The sequence below is a fragment of the Pseudorhodoplanes sp. genome, from assembly GCF_050250235.1.
Classification (GTDB): domain Bacteria; phylum Pseudomonadota; class Alphaproteobacteria; order Rhizobiales; family Xanthobacteraceae; genus Pseudorhodoplanes.
In genome coordinates, this window is the sequence record NZ_JBFWPA010000022.1 from 1 (window position 1) to 18,241 (window position 18,241).

Here is an 18,241-nt window from a genome sequence, read left to right on the forward strand (position 1 = left end):
CCGGCGGCCATCTCGGTGCCGGCCTTGGGGTGGTTGAACTCACCGTCGCGCTACATGCAGACTTCGATACGCCGACCGATCGGCTGATCTGGGATGTCGGGCACCAGGCTTATCCGCACAAGATATTGACCGGCCGCCGCGGTCGCATCCGCACCCTCCGACAGGGGGGCGGATTGTCCGGCTTCACCAAGCGGGCGGAGAGCCAATACGATTGCTTCGGCGCGGCCCACTCCTCCACGTCCATTTCTGCCGGCGTGGGAATGGCGGTGGCTCGCGATCTGTCGGGCCTTGCCCACAATGTGGTCGCGGTCATTGGCGACGGTGCGATGTCGGCCGGCATGGCCTATGAGGCCATGAACAATGCCGGTGCGATGGATTCGCGGCTCATCGTCGTCCTGAATGACAACGCGATGTCGATTGCGCCTCCGGTCGGCGCGATGTCGGCGTATCTCGCGCGACTGATTTCCGGGAAGACCTATCTCTCGCTGCGGGAAATCGGCAAGCAGTTCGCGAGTCACTTGCCCCGATTCATGAAGGATCAGGCGGCGCGTGCTGAGGAATATGCGCGCGGGATGGTGACCGGCGGAACGCTGTTCGAAGAACTCGGCTTCTATTATGTCGGCCCGATCGACGGGCATAATCTCGATCATCTTCTGCCTGTTCTGCGCAATGTGCGGGACGCCAATATCGGTCCAATTCTGGTTCACGTCGTGACCCAGAAAGGCAAGGGCTACGCTCCGGCCGAAGCGTCGCCGGACAAGTATCACGGCGTGGTCAAATTCGATGTAGCGACGGGCCGCCAATCCAAGGTCAAGGCCAACGCGCCTTCCTACACCAAGGTGTTCGGCGATAGCCTTGTCAAAGAGGCGCAAAAGGACGATCGAGTCGTCGCTATCACCGCTGCCATGCCGTCGGGCACCGGGGTCGACATCTTCGGCAAGGCCTTTCCGGAACGGACCTTCGATGTCGGCATTGCCGAGCAGCATGCCGTGACCTTTGCAGCCGGGCTCGCAACCGAAGGTTTCAAGCCCTTTGTGGCGATCTACTCGACATTCCTGCAGCGCGCCTATGATCAGGTCGTCCACGATGTGGCCATCCAGCGGCTTCCGGTGCGGTTTGTTCTGGATCGCGCCGGCCTCGTCGGCGCAGACGGTCCGACGCATGCGGGATCGTTCGATGTGGCTTATCTTGGGTGCCTGCCGCATTTTGTGATGATGGCGGCCGCCGACGAGGCCGAACTCGTTCATATGGTTGCGACCTCCGTAAGCATCGATGACAGGCCATCCGCGTTGCGGTACCCGCGGGGGGACGGCGTTGGTGTCGATCTGCCGGATGCCGGGATTCCCCTGGAGATCGGAAAAGGCCGCATCCTGCGGGAAGGCAATGCGATTGCGCTCTTGTCATACGGCACCCGACTCGCCGAATGCATGAAGGCCGCCGACATGCTCGCGGCTCATGGACTGACCGCGACGGTTGCCGATGCGCGCTTTGCCAAGCCGCTCGATATCGAGCTATTGATGCGGCTGGCGAAAAATCATGAAGTGCTGCTGACGGTCGAGGAAGGGAGCATCGGAGGTTTCGGATCGCATGTCCTCCAAACCCTGGCGGAGCACGATCGCCTCGGCCGCGGTCTGAAAGTTCGTTCGATGGTCCTGCCGGATATCTTCATCGATCATGACACCCCGGCTGCCATGTACGCAAAAGCCGGGCTCGATGCGAACGGGATTTTCACCAAGGCCTTCGCGACCCTCGGAAAGGATGTCAAGAAAAGCATGGTGCAGCTTGCTTAAATCCGATCAAGTCATCGACGCGGATGCCCGTACGCTCAAGGTTTTTCTTGCGCAGCCGAGGGGATTTTGTGCCGGCGTCGTCAGGGCGATCGATATCGTCGAGCGCGCTCTGAAGAAATACGGTCCGCCGGTCTATGTCCGACATGAAATCGTTCACAACAAATATGTGGTCGAAGCGCTGAAGGCGAAAGGCGCTCGCTTTGTCGAGAACGTTTCCGAGATTCCGGATGGAGCTGTTGCCATCTTCAGCGCGCATGGTGTTTCGAAGGAAGTCGAACGCGAGGCCGAGGAACGGAACCTTCCGGTTATCGATGCGACCTGCCCTTTGGTCACGAAAGTTCACAATCAGGGCAATCGATATGTCGATCAGGGACGAACCGTGATCCTGATCGGACACGCCGGACATCCGGAAGTCGAAGGGACGATGGGGCAAATCCCGGGCACGGTCGTGCTGGTTCAGACCGTCGCGGACGTCGAAAAGCTCGATCTTCCGACCGATGCGCCCGTTGCCTACGTGACCCAGACGACGCTGAGCGTCGACGACACCCGCGATATCATTGGCGCGCTCACGCGTCGTTTCACCGACATTCGAGGTCCCGATATCCGCGATATCTGCTACGCGACCCAGAACCGTCAGAGCGCCGTCCGGGACCTATGCAAAGTGGCAGATCTCATCCTGGTCGTGGGCGCGACCAACAGTTCGAATTCCAACCGCTTGCGCGAGATCGGGGCCGAACTTGGAATTCCGAGCTATCTGATCGCCGACGGGTCGGAGCTCGATCCGGCGTGGCTCGATGGTGTGGGTATTGTCGGAATTACTGCGGGAGCTTCCGCGCCCGAGGTTCTGGTGGACGACGTAATCCGCACCCTTAATCGCTTGCGGCCTGTCGAGGTGGTGACCCTGCCGGGGCGCGAAGAGAATATCACATTCCGTCTGCCGAGCGCTCTGGCGTCGGCGTAGCCCCGCGGTACATCGGTTCATGACCATTCCATTCCACAAAGAATTCCGGATCGGCGCTTACCTGCTCAAGCAGAAGCTGCTCGGCCGCAAGCGCTATCCGCTGGTGCTGATGCTGGAGCCGCTGTTTCGATGCAACCTCGCCTGCGTCGGCTGCGGCAAGATCGATTATCCGGATGCGATCCTCAACCGCCGCATGACCGCACAGGAATGCCTCGATGCTGCCGACGAATGCGGCGCTCCGATGGTCGCGATTCCGGGCGGCGAACCGCTCATCCACAGGGAGATCGGCGAGATCGTTGCGGGGTTGGTGGCACGCAAGAAATTCGTGTCGCTGTGCACCAATGCGTTGCTTCTCGAGAAGAAGCTTCATCTGTTCACGCCGTCGCCCTACCTGTTCTTCTCTGTGCATCTCGACGGGCTGCGCGACCACCACGACAAGGCGGTGTCGCAGAAGGGCGTGTTCGACAAGGCGGTGAAGGCGATCAAGGCGGCGCAGGACAAGGGCTTCGCGGTCAACGTCAACGCTACGATCTTCGACGGCCATTCCGCCGAGGACATCGCGGCATTCCTCGACTATGCCAAGAGCATGAATGTCGGAGTTTCGATCTCGCCGGGCTATGCCTATGAGCGCGCGCCGGACCAGGAACACTTCCTCAATCGCAGGAAAACCAAGGAGCTGTTCCGCAAAGTGTTCGCGCTCGGGAAAGAGCGCGGGAGGGGCAAGGGCTGGAAGTTCATGCACTCCAGCATCTTTCTCGACTTCCTCGCCGGCAATCAGGAATTTGGCTGCACCCCTTGGGGGATGCCGGCGCGCAACATTTTCGGCTGGCAGAAGCCCTGCTACCTGCTCGGCGAAGGCTACGCCACAACCTTCAAGGAACTGATGGAAACCACCGACTGGGATTCCTACGGCACCGGGAAGTATGAAAAGTGCGCCGACTGCATGGCGCATTGCGGTTACGAGCCGACCGCGGCGCATGCCGCCATCAGCAATCCGCTGAAGGCGCTGTGGGTATCGCTGCGCGGCATCCGCACCTCGGGGCCTATGGCGCCGGAAATAGCGATGGATCACCAGCGGCCGGCGCAATACGTGTTCTCGTCGCAGGTACAGATGAAGCTGTCAGAGATCCGCGCCGCGGAAGCCGAAGAGCGGGCCAAGAAGACGGCGACAGCGGCGTAACGACGCGAACGCGCGCTCCGAATCGATGCCGGCCGCGATCAGCGCCGGTAATTGACCGGGCCGGCGCAGCAATCCCCCGATCACTTTCGACGGCGCCACATTGCCGTCGGGGGTCAGCGCATCGCTCGCCAGACCCGGCAGGCAGCGCGTCGCCGGATCGCTGATCGCGCGCAACGAAGCGAAAGGAAGACCATGCTCGCGGGCGAAAGCCGCCGCGATATGCGACTCCATGTCGACGGCGAGCGCATTGCTGATCGAATGCAGCGCGACCTTGTCGGCGGATTTGGTCAGCACCCGATCCATGCCGGCAATCAGGCCGCGATGGAGCCGCACTGCGCCTTCGAGTTTGGAAGCCATCGCGTCGTGCCAGTCGAGGGTTACGTCGTGGTGGGCATCGCCTGCTCTGACATGGGTCGCCAGCACGATATCGCCCGGTTTCAGACCCGGCGCGAGGCCGCCCGCGAGGCCGAAGCTGAGGATGCCTCCAATCCTTCCACCGCTCATTCCTGCGAAAGCGGGAAGCCAGTCTTTTTGCGCTGGGTCCCTGCCTTCGTGGAGACGAGCGGGATGCAGATTCATGAGGCGTTCTCTCAACAGGACCGGTCTGCCGCCGCTGCACAGCGTCGTCACCCCCTGGCCCGACGCAATATCCGCCTCGCGCTGAAGTCCGGTGACCACAAGGATCAGGGATTTTTCAGCGGTCATGCGCGCAGCATCACATGCCGAATGCGACGCGGCGGTCGTTCGCTGCGGTCAGATTGCGATACCGCGCTACCGCCCAAAGCGGGAAGAATTTCCGGTAGCCGTGATAGCGCAGGTAGAACACCCGCGGAAAGCCGGTAGCGGTGAAGCGCTCCTCGTCCCACAGACCGTCGCCGTTTTGATGTGCGAGCAGATATCTGACTCCGCGCTGCACCTGCGGGTGCTCGACCTTGCCGGCTGCCATCAGCCCAAGCAATGCCCATGCGGTCTGCGAAGCCGTGCTGGGCGCCGGCTCGTAGCCCTTGTAGTCGAGCTTGTAGCTCGCGCCGTCCTCACCCCAGCCGCCATCGTCATTCTGGATGCTGAGCAGCCAGTCGGCGGCGCGCGCGACCGTGTCGTCGTCGGCGCCGAGCCCTGCAGCATTGAGCGCGCACAGGCAGGACCAGGTTCCGTAGATGTAGTTCAGGCCCCATCGGCCATACCAGGAGCCGTCGGAAAGCTGCGTCTTGCGCAGATAGCCGATGCCGCGCGCGATCGCCTGCCGGCCGGCTTCATCGGGCGGAAGTTGCGCCAGCATCGAGATGCATCGCGCGGTGACATCTTCCGTCGGCGGATCAAGCAATGCGCCGTGATCGGAGAACGGGATGTTGTTGAGATAGCCGTAGGTGTTGTCGGCGTCGAAGGCCGCCCAGCCGCCGTTCTTGCTCTGCAGGCCAAGCACCCATTCGCGGGCGCGCGCGATCGCGGGATCGAAGCTGCTCGTGCTGTCGCTGGCCTGCGCGCGATCCATCGCCATCGCGACCACCGCGGTGTCGTCGAGATCGGGATAATGCGCATTGTTGTACTGAAACGCCCAACCACCCGGCCGCACGTCAGGGCGCTGCTCGGCCCAGTCGCCCTTCACGTCCAGCACCTGCAGCGGGATCAGCCAGTCGAGGCCCGCCTTCGCCGCCGTCTTCGCCGGATCGCTGCCGGCTTCCATCATGGCATGGGCGGCCAGCGCGGTGTCCCAGACCGGCGAGACGCAGGGCTGGCAATAAGCTTCGTCGTCCTTGATGACCAGCAGCCTGTCGATTGATCGTCGTGCGATGGCCCGATCCGGATCATCCTCCGGATAGCCCAGCGTGTCATACATCATCACGCTGTTGGCCATCGCCGGATAGATTGCGCCGAGCCCGTCCTCCCCGTTCAGCCGCTCCTTGACGAAGCCGAATGCAGCATCGATCGCGCGCTTGCGCGTGGTCTTCGGAAACAGCGGCTCGGTCGCGCGCAGCACGACGTCGACGCCCCGGAAGAACAGGAACCAAGACCATTTCTGGTGCGGCGCCTTCTTCACCCCACCAACCGATTTCGGGTCCTCGAGGAACAGTTCGTCGATGGTGACGCCCTTGCCATTGCGCGCCAGCGGCTTCAGCGCGCCGAGAACCAGCAGCGGTACGATCACCGTGCGCGCCCAGTACGACACCTTGGTCAGGTGAAACGGAAACCAGCGCGGCAGCAGCATGATCTCGACCGGCATCACCGGCACCGCGTGCCAGCTCACCACCCCGTAAAGCGCAAGCAAGGCACGGGTAAACACATTGCTGCGCGATGCGCCGCCGCGCGCGCGGATGGCCTCGCGGGCACGCCGCATGTGATCGGCATCCGGCGGATCGCCGATCATCTTCAGCGCGAAATAGGCCTTCACGCTGGCGCTCATGTCGAACGCGCCCTCATGGAACAGGGGCCAGCCATCATGCCGGCCCTGGATTCGGCGCAGATAGACCGCAATCTTGCGCTCCAGCTCCGCGTCGACCGGCTCGCCGAGATAATGCCGCAGCAGCACGTATTCCGCGGGGATGGTGGCGTCGGCTTCGAGTTCGAATACCCAGTGCCCGTCGGGCTGCTGCATCTTCAGCAACGCGTCGGACGCATGGGTCACGGAGCTTTCGAGACGGTCGCGGGAGAGCGGCGTCGCCGGATCGTTGATAATATGCATCATCCCGAGGGTATCATTTCTGCGGCACGCCGGCCGGAGCGGATGGCGCTCTCGATCGTTGCGGGCAGCCCGGTATCGGTCCAGTCGCCCGCCAGAAAAAGGTTGGGCCAGCGTGTCCTGGGGCCGGGCCGGCGCGCATTCTGCTCGGGCGTTGCGGCGAATGTTGCACGCCGCTCGCGCACCAATTGCCATTTTGGAAGCGGCGCGTCCATCTCCAGTATGTCCGAAATCTCCCTCCAGACCGTCTCGGCAAGCTCCTGCCGCGGCAGCGTCAGCAGGCGATCGGCATGGCTGATGGTGGCGGAGATACGGTGCCTGAACGCAAAAATCCACTCGACATTGCGGTTGATCACCCCGGTCATGAACGGCGAGCCGGTGGGCGGCGCAAAGTCGTAGTGAATATTGATGATGGCCCGGAACTGATCCGGTGCCGTCAGGCCAGGAACCAGCGTCGCTGCCGCATAAGCCGGGACCGCGAGCACGACGGCGTCATCGGGCGCAACAGCGATTTCACCGTCCCTGAAGCGGATTGCGCTCACCTTCTGGTCTGCTACCGACAACGCTTCGAGTTCATGCTCGAATCGTATGACCGCGCCCCGCTCCGTGAGCCAGGCCAGCGCCGGATCGACAAAGGCCGTACTCAGGCCCTGCTCGAACACCAGCGGCCGGCAGGCGCGCCCTCCGCGCAGCAACGTCTCGCGCGCGATCTGCGCAGCGAGTTTTGATGAGCCGCTCGGCGTATCAATGTTGAGCGCGGCAACCATCAGCGGATCGAGCAGCCGGCGATAGAGTTCGCTGTCGCGGTCGATAACCTCCCGCAGCGGGCGGTCCGCGCCGCCAATGAGAAGCGGCAGGAGCTTCAGGTAATCGAGCAGCGCCGTTCGCGGAACACGGCTGCCGGCATCGAAGATCCAGGTCGGCAGGTTGCCGTCACCCAGCCGGAGTATCCAGCTTTCCCCATTGGCGCCGTCAACAAAGCGGAAATCCGCCGGCGCGAAATCGGGTGCGATGCCGATCGCCTTGAGATAATCCACCGCGCAATGGTTGCCCGACAGCAGCAGATGCGTGCCGTTGTCGATATGCATTCCGGTCGCGGCGTCGTCATAGGAGCGGCAGCGGCCCCCGGCCTGGCGCGTCGCTTCATGCACGCTCACGCCAATGCCGGCCTTCGTCAGTCGAACGGCGGCGGAAAGGCCGGCAAGACCTGCGCCGATGATGTGAACATGTCGCGGCATCAGATGAAAGCGTAGCGCAGGATCGCCAGAATGAGATGCGCGCGGTTGATGCGCACCCGCTCGCGCGGCGGCGCGAATCCACGCCGTTCGAGCGCGTCCAGCATCGGGGCATAGGCTTCGGCCATGATGCGGGGCGCTCTGACGGCCGTACGCGGCTGTCGATCCATGATCGCGCGCGCCTTGCCGAAATGCTCGCGCGCGGCCGCAACCAGCGGCGCGCAGGCCGGGGTCAGGTCGGTCTCTATCGCGTCCTTCGGATCCCTGATGGCGACGCCGACCGCGTCGAGATATTCACGCGGGAGATAGAGCCGACCGATGCCGGCATCCTCGTCGATATCGCGCAGGATATTGGTGAGTTGCAGCGCGCGGCCCAGATGATGCGAGAGCGCGATGCCGTCGGCCTCCGGCACTCCGAACACCTTGACGGAGAGCCGTCCGACCGCGCTGGCGACCCGGTCGCAATAGAGATCGAGGGTCGAGAGGTCGGGTGCGCGGATGTCGGAGACGACGTCCATCTCCATGCCGTCGATGACCGCAAGGAAGTCATTCTTGCGCATCCTGAATTGTTGCAGCGGCTCGATGAAGCCGCTCATGCGTCCGGCCGGCTGCCCGGCATAGAGTGCCTCGACATCGGCGCGCCAGGAGTCGAGCGCGGCGAGGCGGGCATCGCGCGGTCCCTCGGTATCGGCGATGTCGTCGACCTGGCGGCAGAATTTGTAGATTTCGAACATCGCCTCGCGCTTGGCGCGCGGCAGGATGCGCATGGCGAGATAAAATGAACTGCCTTTTGCAGGCGCCGCGGGGTCCTCCCCGGAGGTTTCGACCATCGTCATGATCTCACATCCTGCGGCCTCTTGTGCGATGACCACGGCGAAATCATTCTGCGTCCCAGTGTGCGGCTCACCGCGGCGACAAGCACTCCGATCAACGTGCCGCGACCCAGGTGAACCTTGTCCCGGAGGGGATCGCGTTGCTGGATGATCGAAAGCAGCCGGTACGCGAGAGCTTCGATCGCGGCTACTTCGCACGCCAGCCGAAGGTCAGCAATGCATCGCGACAAGGATGCTTGCGACGCCAGGCATTGCTCCGTGCGCCCCGCCAGCCGGTGGAGACAATCCAGCAACGCAGGTGACGAGGTGTGTCCGCCGAGTGCGTCTGTCGCCGTCCCCGCCGCGATCAGCGCGTCCTGCGGAATATAGACCCGATCCAGATCGCGGTAGTCCTTGCCGCAATCCTGCAAGTGATTGATGATCTGCAACGCGGCGCATAGCGTGTCGGACGCGGGCCAGGTCGATGCATTCTCGCCATGCACGTCGAGCACAAAGCGGCCCACGGGCATTGCGGAATAGCTGCAATAGTCGATCAGTTCGTCCCAGTCCGCATATCGGTTCTTCGTAACATCGCGGCGGAAGGCGATCAGCAGATCGAGCGCGTGCCGTGGCCCGAGCGAGCGGGTTTCGAGGCACTCGCGCAGGCGAACCGAGACCGTATCATCCGATGTCTCGCCCGTCAGAGATGCGCGCATGCGGTCGAGCTGGTGCAGCTTGTCTTCGCGCGGCAGGGAGGGATGATCCGCAATGTCATCCGCGGTGCGCGCGAAATCGTAGAAGGCCATGATGATTGCGCGGTGTTTGGCACTTACCAGGCGCGAAGCGACCGGAAAGTTCTCGTCGCGATGTCCTTTGCCAGAACGAAAGGCTGCCGACTGTTCCATCACGCTTTTTTGGCCTGGTAGCGGCCCTTCCAGCGGCCACCTCTTCCGAACATGTGCTGAAATGCTGAACTCAGCGTGAATGCCATATAGCCGGTCGCAATGGCCGGCAAGGCCGGTGCCCAAAACGGTGACGAACCGTAGAGCCGCAAGGTTGGCCAAAAAGTGACCGTCATGATTGCCCAAGTGGCGAGCCCAAGCAGTCTTTCAGTTGTTCCCCCGAAAAAAACGACCAAAACCGGCGTCCAGTAGGTGAGTGCCATACCCGCCAGCGTCAGGATCAGAAGGAGCGGCGAATATTGAAGCTGGGCATAGGCCGACCTCGACACCATGGCGTGAATGTCGGAGATGGCTTCCGAAATGCGGATGCTGTGGACGCGTTGCGTCAGTCCAAGCCAGATTGGGCCCCGTGCCTTCATTTCTTTGGCGAGCGAGCAGTCGTCGATTAGCGCGTCGCGTATGACGGCGATCCCACCGGCCCGTGCGAGGGTATCGGCTTTGATCAGCATGCAGCCGCCCGCCGCTGCGGCAGTGGACCTGCGGGGATTGTTGACCCAGGAAAACGGATACAGCATCTGGAAGAAGTAGACGAAAGCCGGAACGAAGGCGCGCTCGGCGGGCGATTCGCAACGCAGCTTGACCATCAGGGATGTAAGAACGGAGCCGCTTGCGGCAGCGTGCGACACCAGCCAGGAAAGCACGTCGCGATCGTAGACGATGTCGGCATCGGTCAGCAGAAGGTATTCCGGCATCTCGGCATTGGCATGGGCCACGCCTTGGTGGAGCGCCCACAACTTGCCGGTCCACCCCGGCGGCAAAGGCTTCCCTCGAATCAGCGCGACAGGCACGGACGAATTTGTTGAGCGGCGAAGGCGTTCGGCAATCTCTGCGGTGCCGTCATCGCTGTTGTCGTCGACCATGACGATGGAAAACGCTCCGGGATAATCCTGGTCCAGCAACGATCGCAAACTCATTTGGATACTGGCTGCCTCGTTGCGCGCCGGTACGATCGCGACGATCCTGGGTAGCGGGGAGCGCGTCGTCGAAACGCCGTCGTCTCGAACGCTCGAGCGCCAATAGCCGCCGCGAAACAGCAGGCAGTAAACCCAGATTGCAAGGCTGGAAATCGTCGCCGCAAGTATCATGGAGGCGTCAACCCTGTTATTTCCCGAATCCTGCGGATGTTGCAACCGCTGGGCTTTATGGCAGAAAATGAGGAAACTGCCGCCACGATTCCAGCGGTTCCTGCATACGTCGCTGGTCGAGGCGACGACAGGTGGCGTTGGCGCCCGGAGGCGTCCGGTCGGCAAGTCCGGACATTGCGAATGCGCGTCAGGGACGGCCCGCGCCGAGCGACTCCATTTCCGGTGTGACGACGGGAAATCCTGTGCTAGATCGCCTGTGCGCATAGTGCATTGAGATTTGCAAAGGATACTCGAGACGCACGTGGCCAGTCGGGATACCCAGCGAGCAAAGTCTTCGCTGCCGCGTTACGAAGAAATCCGCCGGCGTTTCGAAGAAGCGATTCTCTCCGGTGCGTGGCCGGCCGGACGCCGGGTTCCGTCGGAGCGCGAGCTGGTCGAGGAATATGGCTGCGCGCGCATGACCGTCAATCGCGCGCTTAGCGCGCTGGCTTCCGCCGGCCTGATCGTGCGCCGCCGACGCTCCGGAAGTTTCGTCGCGACACTGAATGCCCAGAAATCGGTCGGTGAAATTCACGATATCGAGGCCGATGTCCTGAAGTCCGGCCGGCACTATCGCTATCTCTTGCTGTCGCGTGCCGTCAGGCGTGCCACCAGCGCGGATCGCGCGCGGATCGGCGTGCGGTCGGGCCAGCAGATCCTTGCCGTCAAGGGGCTTCATTTCGCGGCCGGACGCCCGCACGTGGCCGAGGACCGGCTGGTGAACCTGTCTGCGGTCCCGGATATCCGAAGTGTCGATTTCAACCTGATCTCTCCGGGGAAATGGCTGTTCAATGAAGCGCCATGGAGCTTCGGCAAGCACAGCATCCGGGCCGTCTGCGCCTCCGCCGCCGAAGCCAGACAACTCGATATCGCGAGCGGCTCTGCCTGCCTTCTGGTCGAACGCATGACCTGGCAGGGCAGCACGCCCATTACGGCCGTGCGGCTGCTCTATCCTGGCGATCAGCATGAGCTGATCGCTGAATTCAGCCCCTCGTCACAAGCCGAACGCGTTTAGCGCCTTCCGCAAGCCCCGCGTGTCGCGGTGTCGTGCCGTACCGCGGTTATATGTATAGACAAATGGAAGATAAGGCGCGACAATTGCATCCGCGCTTGATCTCGAGCTTTTCCCAGGGGGCGCTCATGGCCTATGCGGCGGCGAAAGATATCGGAAGCGAAATTCCGGTCATCGACATGGCTCCGCTGATTGACGGAACGCAGGCGCAGATCGAGCGCGTTGCGGACGACATCCGCCGTGCGGCGATCGACATCGGCTTTTTCTATGTGAAGAATCACGGCGTTTCCCAGATTCTCTATGATCGCGCGCTGACGGCGGCGAAGGCTTTCTTCGCTCTGCCGCTCGAAACAAAGTCGCAGCTTGGAATAAGCAAGCGGCATCGCGGCTTCGTCGCCATCGGGGGGGCCAATGTCGCGCAGGGAAAACGCATCGACGCCAAGGAGACATTCAGCTGGGGGCTGGAGCTTCCGGAGGACGATCCGGACGTGATCCGGATCAACGGGCTGCCCGGACCGAATAACTGGCCGAGCTTCTTCCCCCAGCTGCAGCCGGCTCTCTACGACTACTTCCTGGCGTCGTTTGAATGCGGGGACCGGCTCCTCCGCGCGATCGCGATCAGCCTCGGTATCGATCCGGAATTCTTCCTCAAGCGATACAGCAAACCGTTCGCGCGCGGGCAGATCATTCATTATCCCCCGCAGTCACCCTCCGCGGGCGTGGAACAGTTCGGTATCGGCGAACATACCGATTTCGGCGCAATCACGCTGCTCTGGCAGGACATGAACGGCGGGCTGCAGGTCAAGAGCCGCAGCGGCGACTGGGTGCATGCAACGCCGATCGAGGGGACCATGGTCATCAATATCGGGGACCTTCTCGAGCGCTGGAGCAACGACCGCTTCAAGTCGAACCCGCACCGCGTCGTGAACAAGTCGGGGCGAGACCGGTATTCGCTGACCGTGTTCTACGATCCGGATTACCCAACCATCGTGGACCCGAGGGAGATGGGTCTGCCGCCCGGCATGACGCCCAAATACGAACCGGTCGTCGCCGGCGATCACATCCGATCGCGGTTCGACAAGACATTTTCGTACCGTCAAAAGTGACCGTTGCGGAGCCCATGACCTGCAATGTAACTCAAGGCCAGGTACGCGTGCTTTCTGGCAACGACATCGCAAAGCTCCTGCCGCTTCCCACCTGCATCGAATTGATGAAGACCGCACTTGCCGCCACCTCACGGGGAGACGTGATCCAGCCTCTGCGGCAGGTGATTGGATTGCCGGGCAACGACGGTGCGCTCAGTCTGATGCCCGGAGCGCTGGCCGATCCGCGCTGCTTCGGAGCCAAGGTGGTGAGCGTTTTTCACGGCAACTTCGCGATCGGCCGACCTTCCCACCAGGGTGTTGTGGTTCTGTTCGAGCCCGAGCGGGGTTCGCTTGTCGCACTGATGGACGCAACCGAGATCACCGCTCGCCGCACCGCCGCGGTCAGCGCGGTTGCCACCGATGTTCTTGCGCGACGCGAGGCCGGCGATCTTGCGATCCTCGGCTACGGGCAGCAAGCGAGCGTTCATCTCGCGGCGATGTGCGCTGTCAGGACGATCCGTCGGGTCCGGGTGTGGGGCCGGTCCAGTGCGAGCGCACAGAAATTCGCAGCGCGCGAGAGCGAAAAGCATGGCGTTTCCGTTGAATCCGTCTCCACGGCGGCCGCATGCGTCCGCCATGCGGACATCATCTGCACAACAACCTCGGCTGAGTCCCCGGTGCTGAACGGTGCCGATATCAGCCTCGGCGCGCACCTCAACCTCGTCGGGTCGAGCGTTCCGGAAACGGCCGAGGTCGATGCCGAGACGCTGAAGCGCGCCCGCGTTTTCGTTGATTTTCGCGAAGCGGCGCTTGTCCAGGGCGGCGAATTGCGGCGCGCGATGGCGTCGGGAGAAATCTCGCCCGCTCACGTCCTGGGCGAGATCGGAGAGGTGGTGCTCGGACGTGTCGAAGGCCGCCGCACCGATACCGACATCACCCTGTTCAAATCGCTTGGGCTTGCCGCCGAGGATCTGGTCGCCGCATCAACGGCAAGAAGCTCAAGATCGTGAAATTCGATACCGCCGGGCAACCGGAGCAGGCGGTGGTTGCCATCCGGCGCTTCGCTCGCGACGAGAAGGCGCTGGCGGTGATCGGGCCGTTCCTGTCGAGCGAATGTCGGGTCGCGTTTCCGGTCGGTGACCGTGAGGGGATCGCCATGATGTCCTCGGCGTCATCCGCGCCTGGCCTGACTGACGGCTTCCAATACGCGTTCCGCAACACGATGGATGAGTCGGTCAAGGTCAAGCGTCTGCTTGACATGATGGGCGAGCGCAAGATGCTGGGTAAGTCGGCTTCGGTCGCCTACGCCGCCGATGATTTCGTCTCGAAGTCGCTCGGCGCCGAGGCCTTTCCGAGGCTGCTGAAAGAGGCGGGGCTGAAAGTCGACGGGTCGGTCAGCTTTTCCTTCAATGCATTTGACCTCGCCCCGCAGGTTTCGCAGCTGATGGCCAATCCGAGTGACACGGTCGGACTTTCAGCACCGCCGGAATCGGCGGCCAAGTTTGTCCGCGAATTGCGCCGGCTTGGCCACAAGGGCCGTGTCATCGGTGGGTCTGTCTTTGCGACGCCGGAATTTCCGGGCCGGGTCGGCGAAGCCGGGGACGGGACCTTGTCGACCGTCACATTCTTCAGCGGGCTGGATAACCCGCGCGTCAAGAAGTTCGTCGCCGATTTCCTCGCCCTGGCCAAGGAGCGCAAGCTCCCGGAGGTGCTGCCGCCGAGCCAGTTCGATTCCGCGAGCTTCGACGTGGTCTACATCTATGCCGATGCATTGCGCCGCGCCAACGTGACGGGCGACCCCTCCAAGCTTGCCGCGGAACGAAAGGCGGTTCGCGACCAGATCGCGGGGCTCAAGGATTTTCCGGGCCTGGAAGGCCCGCTCACGATGGGTCCGAAGGGTGACATGATCAAGAACGTCTATGTCATCGAAGCTCAAGGCGGGAACTGGAAGTTGTTCGAAACCATTCGCTGACGGCGATCGGAGCGGCGCTCCTGTCATTAACGAGCGAACATGATTCCGTCATGCCCTCCGCCCAGGACTCAGCTTCGCAGACCGAAGCTGAGTCTGCCGCGTGGCGCCTGCGATGCCATGGTGCATGTTTTCGGGCCGCAGGCGCGGTTCCCTTACATGCGCGACCGCAAATACGACGTTCCCGACGCCCCGCTCGAGGATCTGTGGCGCCTTCTGGATTTCCTCGGATTTGATCGCGCGGTGCTTGTCCAGGCCTCGGTTCATGGCGTCGACAACAAGGCGATGATCGATGCGCTCGCGCGGGGCGGAGGGCGGCTTCGGGGCGTGGCATTGATCGATGAGACGTTTTCTGAGGACGATATCGCGCAGATGAACGCGGCGGGTGTTCGCGGTGTCAGGTTCAATTTCGTGCGGCTCCTGGGCGGACCGCCGCCGTTGTCCGTCTTTGAACATGTGGTGGAGACGATAAGGCCGTTCGGCTGGCACATTGCGCTGCATGTGGGCGGCGAGGAACTGATCGAATACGGTACGCTGTTCGAACGGGCAGATGTGCCCGTCGTGATCGAGCATATGGGGCGGGTGGATATCTCCGGCGGTCTCGAACAGCGGTCGTTCCGATGGATGATCGACCTCGCAAAGACCAGCGGTTTCTGGATCAAGATCGATATGGGCGACCGCCTGTCGCTGCAAGGTCCGCCCTATGACGACATGGTCCCCTTCGCGCGGGCGATTGTGGAGGCGATACCGGACCGGACGATATGGGGAACCGACTGGCCTCATCCGATGTACCAGGCCGGCAAGATCATGCCCGACGACGGCGACCTTGTAGACCTGCTGGGCCGCTATGTGCCGGATGCCGAGTTGCGCCATCGCATTCTCGTCCAGAATCCGCAAGCGCTCTACGGCTTTCCCGAGATGCGGCAGGCCGATGTTTAGTCAGCAACTCGTCAACGGCGTCATGCTGGGAAGCATCTATGCCCTTGTCGGCGTTTCGTTCACGATGACAATCGGCATTCTGAACTTTCTGAATTTCAGCATTCCATCCATCTTCATGCTCGGCGGCATGATGAGCTGGGCCTTCATCGTCTGGGGCGGTCTACCATGGTTTGTCGGTGTCGCGCTGGGTATCGCGACCGGCGGCGTCGCGTCGCTCGTTGTCGAACGGTTCACCTACCGCCGCCTCAAGAACTCGCATCCCGACGTGCCTCTGATCAGTTCGGTCGGTTTCCTGGTGCTGTTCGAGAATCTCGTGATCGTCTATTTCGGGGCTTATATCCAGCGGTTTCCGACGCCGTTCGGCGATGCGAACCTGCGCGTTGCCGGGCTTGTTGTCAGTATCCCGCAACTCTGTTCGCTGCTGATTACCGCGATCCTGGTTCTGACGCTTCATTACATCCTTCGTCGTACCCAGCTTGGCCGGTCCCTTAGGGCAATCGCGGAAAATCCCAACACCGCTCTGGTGGTCGGGATCAATGCGAACCAGATTGTGCCGATGCTGTTTCTGATCAGCGGAATCTTCACCGCACTTGGCGGGGTCATTTTTGCGACCAACTATCATCAGGTTTCGCCCTTCATCGGCAACGAGGTGACGTTGAAAGGCGTGGCGGCCATGATCATCGGTGGCATGGGAAATATCTGGGGCGCCGTCCTTGGCGGCCTGCTGCTCGGGCTGACCGAAGCGGTGTCCATTCATGTTTTCGGCGGGTCTGTTGCCGAGGTCGTCATCTTCGCTTTCATCATCCTGCTGATCTGCGTGCTTCCGACCGGTCTGTTCGGCGACCGCAACATTCGATCCGAGCGGGTCTGATATGAGCGGATACGCCGAAGGCATTCTCGTGATCATGGCGCTGAATATCATCACCGCCTACGCGACCTATCTGCCGCTCAGTGCCGGCCAGCTCAATCTCGGCGTCGCCGGCTTCATGGCGATCGGAGCCTATAGCGCGGCGTTTCTCGGCAACGAATTGGCGTGGCCGGTTGCGGCGACCGTCGCGGCCGGCGCCGGCGTTGCCGGGATCGTGGGGGCCGTGATCGGCTATCCGGTACTCCGTGCGCGGGGCATTTACCTCGTGCTCGCGACGCTTGCTTTCGGCGAACTGGTCCGGACCGGGATACTCAATCTCGATGTTGTCGGTGCCGCCGCCGGCTATCCGGTAAAGGGCTATGTCAGCTACTGGGTCATCTGCCTCGCGGCGGTTTGCGTCGTCGTCTTCGTCACCTGGCTGACCTATACCCCGTTCGGTCTGGCCATGGTCGCCGTGCGTCAGGACGAGATCGCCGCGGAGCAGTTCGGAGTTACGATCCGCAACACCAAGACCATCGCGTTCGCGCTTGGCGCTATGCTGGCCGGTCTCGCCGGCGCCCTGTATGCGCACCATTTCAGCTACATCGAAGCTCAGAGATTCAGCGTGGTCGCAAGCGTCTATGTCGCGATGTATGTGCTGCTCGGCGGCGTTCAGACCGTTGCCGGACCGCTGGTCGGAGCCGTGTTCTTCACATTGCTGCCCGAGGTGTTCCGCGTCGGCGATACGTGGCGCTTTGTGATTTTTGCGGTCGTGCTCATCCTGACGATGCTGTGGCGCCCCGAGGGTCTCATCGATCGTGATCTGGTCGAGGCCGCAAAGCACAGGCTTGCGCGAATCCTGCGCAGGTCGCGCGCGAGGCCGACGTGACCGGCACCGCAAGCCCGATTCTTGAGATCAAGCGGCTCACCAAGGAGTTCGACGGCCTCAAGGTCATCGACGACATTTCCCTGACGCTCATGCGCGGACGCCGGATCGGATTGATCGGTCCCAACGGCGCCGGCAAAACCATGCTTTTCAATCTTATCACCGGAGTTTATCCGCCGACGGCTGGCTCCATCAGTATCGACAGCCGGGACATCACAGCTGCACCGGCGGTTCGGCGCGTCCATTACGGAATTGCGCGCACATTCCAGAACGTGCGCCTGCTCGGGCATCTCACGGCGCTGGAAAATGTCCTGCTGGGACAGCATGTGCGGATGAGCGCCTGGCAAATGGTCATCCCGGTCATGGCCGGCAGCGGCAATCGCTGGATGGAGGAATGCAGGGCGGGGCTGGAGGAAGCCGGGCTGGGAGCGCACGCCCATACACAGGTCCGAAACCTGCCGTTCGGCATTCGAAAGCGCATCGAGGTCGTACGCGCGATCATGACGCGACCGCAATTGCTTCTGCTCGACGAACCCGCCGCAGGCCTCAATGAGGCCGAAACCGATGCGTTCAGAGATCAGCTGGATGATGTCTCCAGGCGTGGCATTACGATATTCGTGATCGAGCACGACATGAATTTCGTCAGCAGGTTCTGCGAGGATCTGATTGCGTTCAATTTCGGACGGAAGATTGCCGAGGGAACGCCCGATCAGGTCCGCATGAACGCCGAAGTCCGGCAAGCCTATCTGGGATTATAGGGCG

General features: G+C 62.3%; 17 protein-coding genes. 11 read left to right on the forward strand and 6 right to left on the reverse strand.

What is annotated here, in order from left to right; all coding sequences use genetic code 11:
- The 3 genes from dxs to hpnH all read left to right on the forward strand — a co-directional run.
- Positions 1 to 1,790: 1-deoxy-D-xylulose-5-phosphate synthase (gene dxs, locus AB7F49_RS12250; protein WP_428522651.1), on the forward strand; the 1,790-nt coding region annotated here is incomplete at its 5' end.
- The gene (ispH, locus tag AB7F49_RS12255) at positions 1,759 to 2,751 is read left to right on the forward strand and encodes a 4-hydroxy-3-methylbut-2-enyl diphosphate reductase (protein WP_428522653.1); all 993 of its coding nucleotides are present in this window, start codon (positions 1,759 to 1,761) and stop codon (positions 2,749 to 2,751) included. The genes dxs and ispH, both read left to right, overlap by 32 nt.
- A 19-nt stretch (positions 2,752 to 2,770) precedes the next feature.
- Positions 2,771 to 3,931, forward strand: a complete 1,161-nt coding sequence (gene hpnH, locus AB7F49_RS12260) for an adenosyl-hopene transferase HpnH (protein ID WP_428522655.1) — start codon at positions 2,771 to 2,773, stop codon at positions 3,929 to 3,931.
- On the opposite strand, the gene AB7F49_RS12265 is transcribed toward hpnH, so the two are convergent.
- Genes AB7F49_RS12265 through AB7F49_RS12290 form a run of 6 tightly spaced genes read right to left on the reverse strand, consistent with a single transcriptional unit; the run spans position 3,872 to position 10,702 of the window.
- Complete coding sequence (locus tag AB7F49_RS12265) at positions 3,872 to 4,636, reverse strand: phosphorylase (RefSeq protein ID WP_428522657.1); 765 nt, start codon at positions 4,634 to 4,636, stop codon at positions 3,872 to 3,874. The genes hpnH and AB7F49_RS12265 overlap by 60 nt on opposite strands.
- A gap of 10 nt (positions 4,637 to 4,646) precedes the next feature.
- On the reverse strand, positions 4,647 to 6,614 hold the full coding sequence (gene shc, locus AB7F49_RS12270) for a squalene--hopene cyclase (protein ID WP_428522659.1): 1,968 nt from the start codon (positions 6,612 to 6,614) through the stop codon (positions 4,647 to 4,649).
- Complete coding sequence (hpnE, locus tag AB7F49_RS12275; protein WP_428522661.1) at positions 6,611 to 7,846, reverse strand: hydroxysqualene dehydroxylase HpnE; 1,236 nt, start codon at positions 7,844 to 7,846, stop codon at positions 6,611 to 6,613. The genes shc and hpnE overlap by 4 nt, the downstream gene beginning before the upstream one ends.
- Positions 7,846 to 8,679: a presqualene diphosphate synthase HpnD gene (hpnD, locus tag AB7F49_RS12280; RefSeq protein WP_428522663.1), complete on the reverse strand. Its 834-nt coding sequence runs from the start codon at positions 8,677 to 8,679 to the stop codon at positions 7,846 to 7,848. The genes hpnE and hpnD overlap by 1 nt, the downstream gene beginning before the upstream one ends.
- A complete protein-coding gene (gene hpnC, locus AB7F49_RS12285; protein ID WP_428522665.1) occupies positions 8,676 to 9,560 on the reverse strand; it encodes a squalene synthase HpnC in 885 nt (294 codons plus the stop codon). Before hpnC ends, hpnD begins: the two co-directional genes overlap by 4 nt.
- Positions 9,560 to 10,702 (reverse strand): glycosyltransferase, encoded by a 1,143-nt coding sequence (locus AB7F49_RS12290; protein WP_428522667.1) that lies wholly within the window; start codon positions 10,700 to 10,702, stop codon positions 9,560 to 9,562. The genes hpnC and AB7F49_RS12290 overlap by 1 nt, the downstream gene beginning before the upstream one ends.
- Before the next feature lie 301 nt (positions 10,703 to 11,003).
- Here AB7F49_RS12290 and hutC point away from each other — a divergent pair, with 301 nt between their 5' ends.
- The 8 genes from hutC (at position 11,004) to AB7F49_RS12330 (ending at position 18,237) form a co-directional block, all read left to right on the forward strand.
- A complete protein-coding gene (gene hutC / locus AB7F49_RS12295; protein WP_428522669.1) occupies positions 11,004 to 11,756 on the forward strand; it encodes a histidine utilization repressor in 753 nt (250 codons plus the stop codon).
- Between the two features lie 125 nt (positions 11,757 to 11,881).
- A complete protein-coding gene (locus AB7F49_RS12300; protein ID WP_428522671.1) occupies positions 11,882 to 12,859 on the forward strand; it encodes an isopenicillin N synthase family dioxygenase in 978 nt (325 codons plus the stop codon).
- A 14-nt stretch (positions 12,860 to 12,873) separates the two neighbouring features.
- Positions 12,874 to 13,848: an ornithine cyclodeaminase family protein gene (locus tag AB7F49_RS12305; RefSeq protein WP_428522673.1), complete on the forward strand. Its 975-nt coding sequence runs from the start codon at positions 12,874 to 12,876 to the stop codon at positions 13,846 to 13,848.
- Entirely contained in the window at positions 13,845 to 14,810 is a 966-nt protein-coding gene (locus tag AB7F49_RS12310) for an ABC transporter substrate-binding protein (RefSeq protein ID WP_428522675.1), read from the forward strand. The genes AB7F49_RS12305 and AB7F49_RS12310 overlap by 4 nt, the downstream gene beginning before the upstream one ends.
- Positions 14,811 to 14,927: 117 nt before the next feature.
- Entirely contained in the window at positions 14,928 to 15,746 is an 819-nt protein-coding gene (locus AB7F49_RS12315) for an amidohydrolase family protein (RefSeq protein WP_428522677.1), read from the forward strand.
- Positions 15,739 to 16,617, forward strand: coding sequence for a branched-chain amino acid ABC transporter permease (locus AB7F49_RS12320; RefSeq protein WP_428522679.1), 879 nt, complete (start codon positions 15,739 to 15,741; stop codon positions 16,615 to 16,617). The genes AB7F49_RS12315 and AB7F49_RS12320 overlap by 8 nt, the downstream gene beginning before the upstream one ends.
- Position 16,618: 1 nt before the next feature.
- Positions 16,619 to 17,482 (forward strand): branched-chain amino acid ABC transporter permease, encoded by an 864-nt coding sequence (locus AB7F49_RS12325; RefSeq protein WP_428522681.1) that lies wholly within the window; start codon positions 16,619 to 16,621, stop codon positions 17,480 to 17,482.
- Complete coding sequence (locus AB7F49_RS12330) at positions 17,479 to 18,237, forward strand: ABC transporter ATP-binding protein (protein ID WP_428522683.1); 759 nt, start codon at positions 17,479 to 17,481, stop codon at positions 18,235 to 18,237. Before AB7F49_RS12325 ends, AB7F49_RS12330 begins: the two co-directional genes overlap by 4 nt.
- Positions 18,238 to 18,241 lie beyond the last annotated feature (4 nt).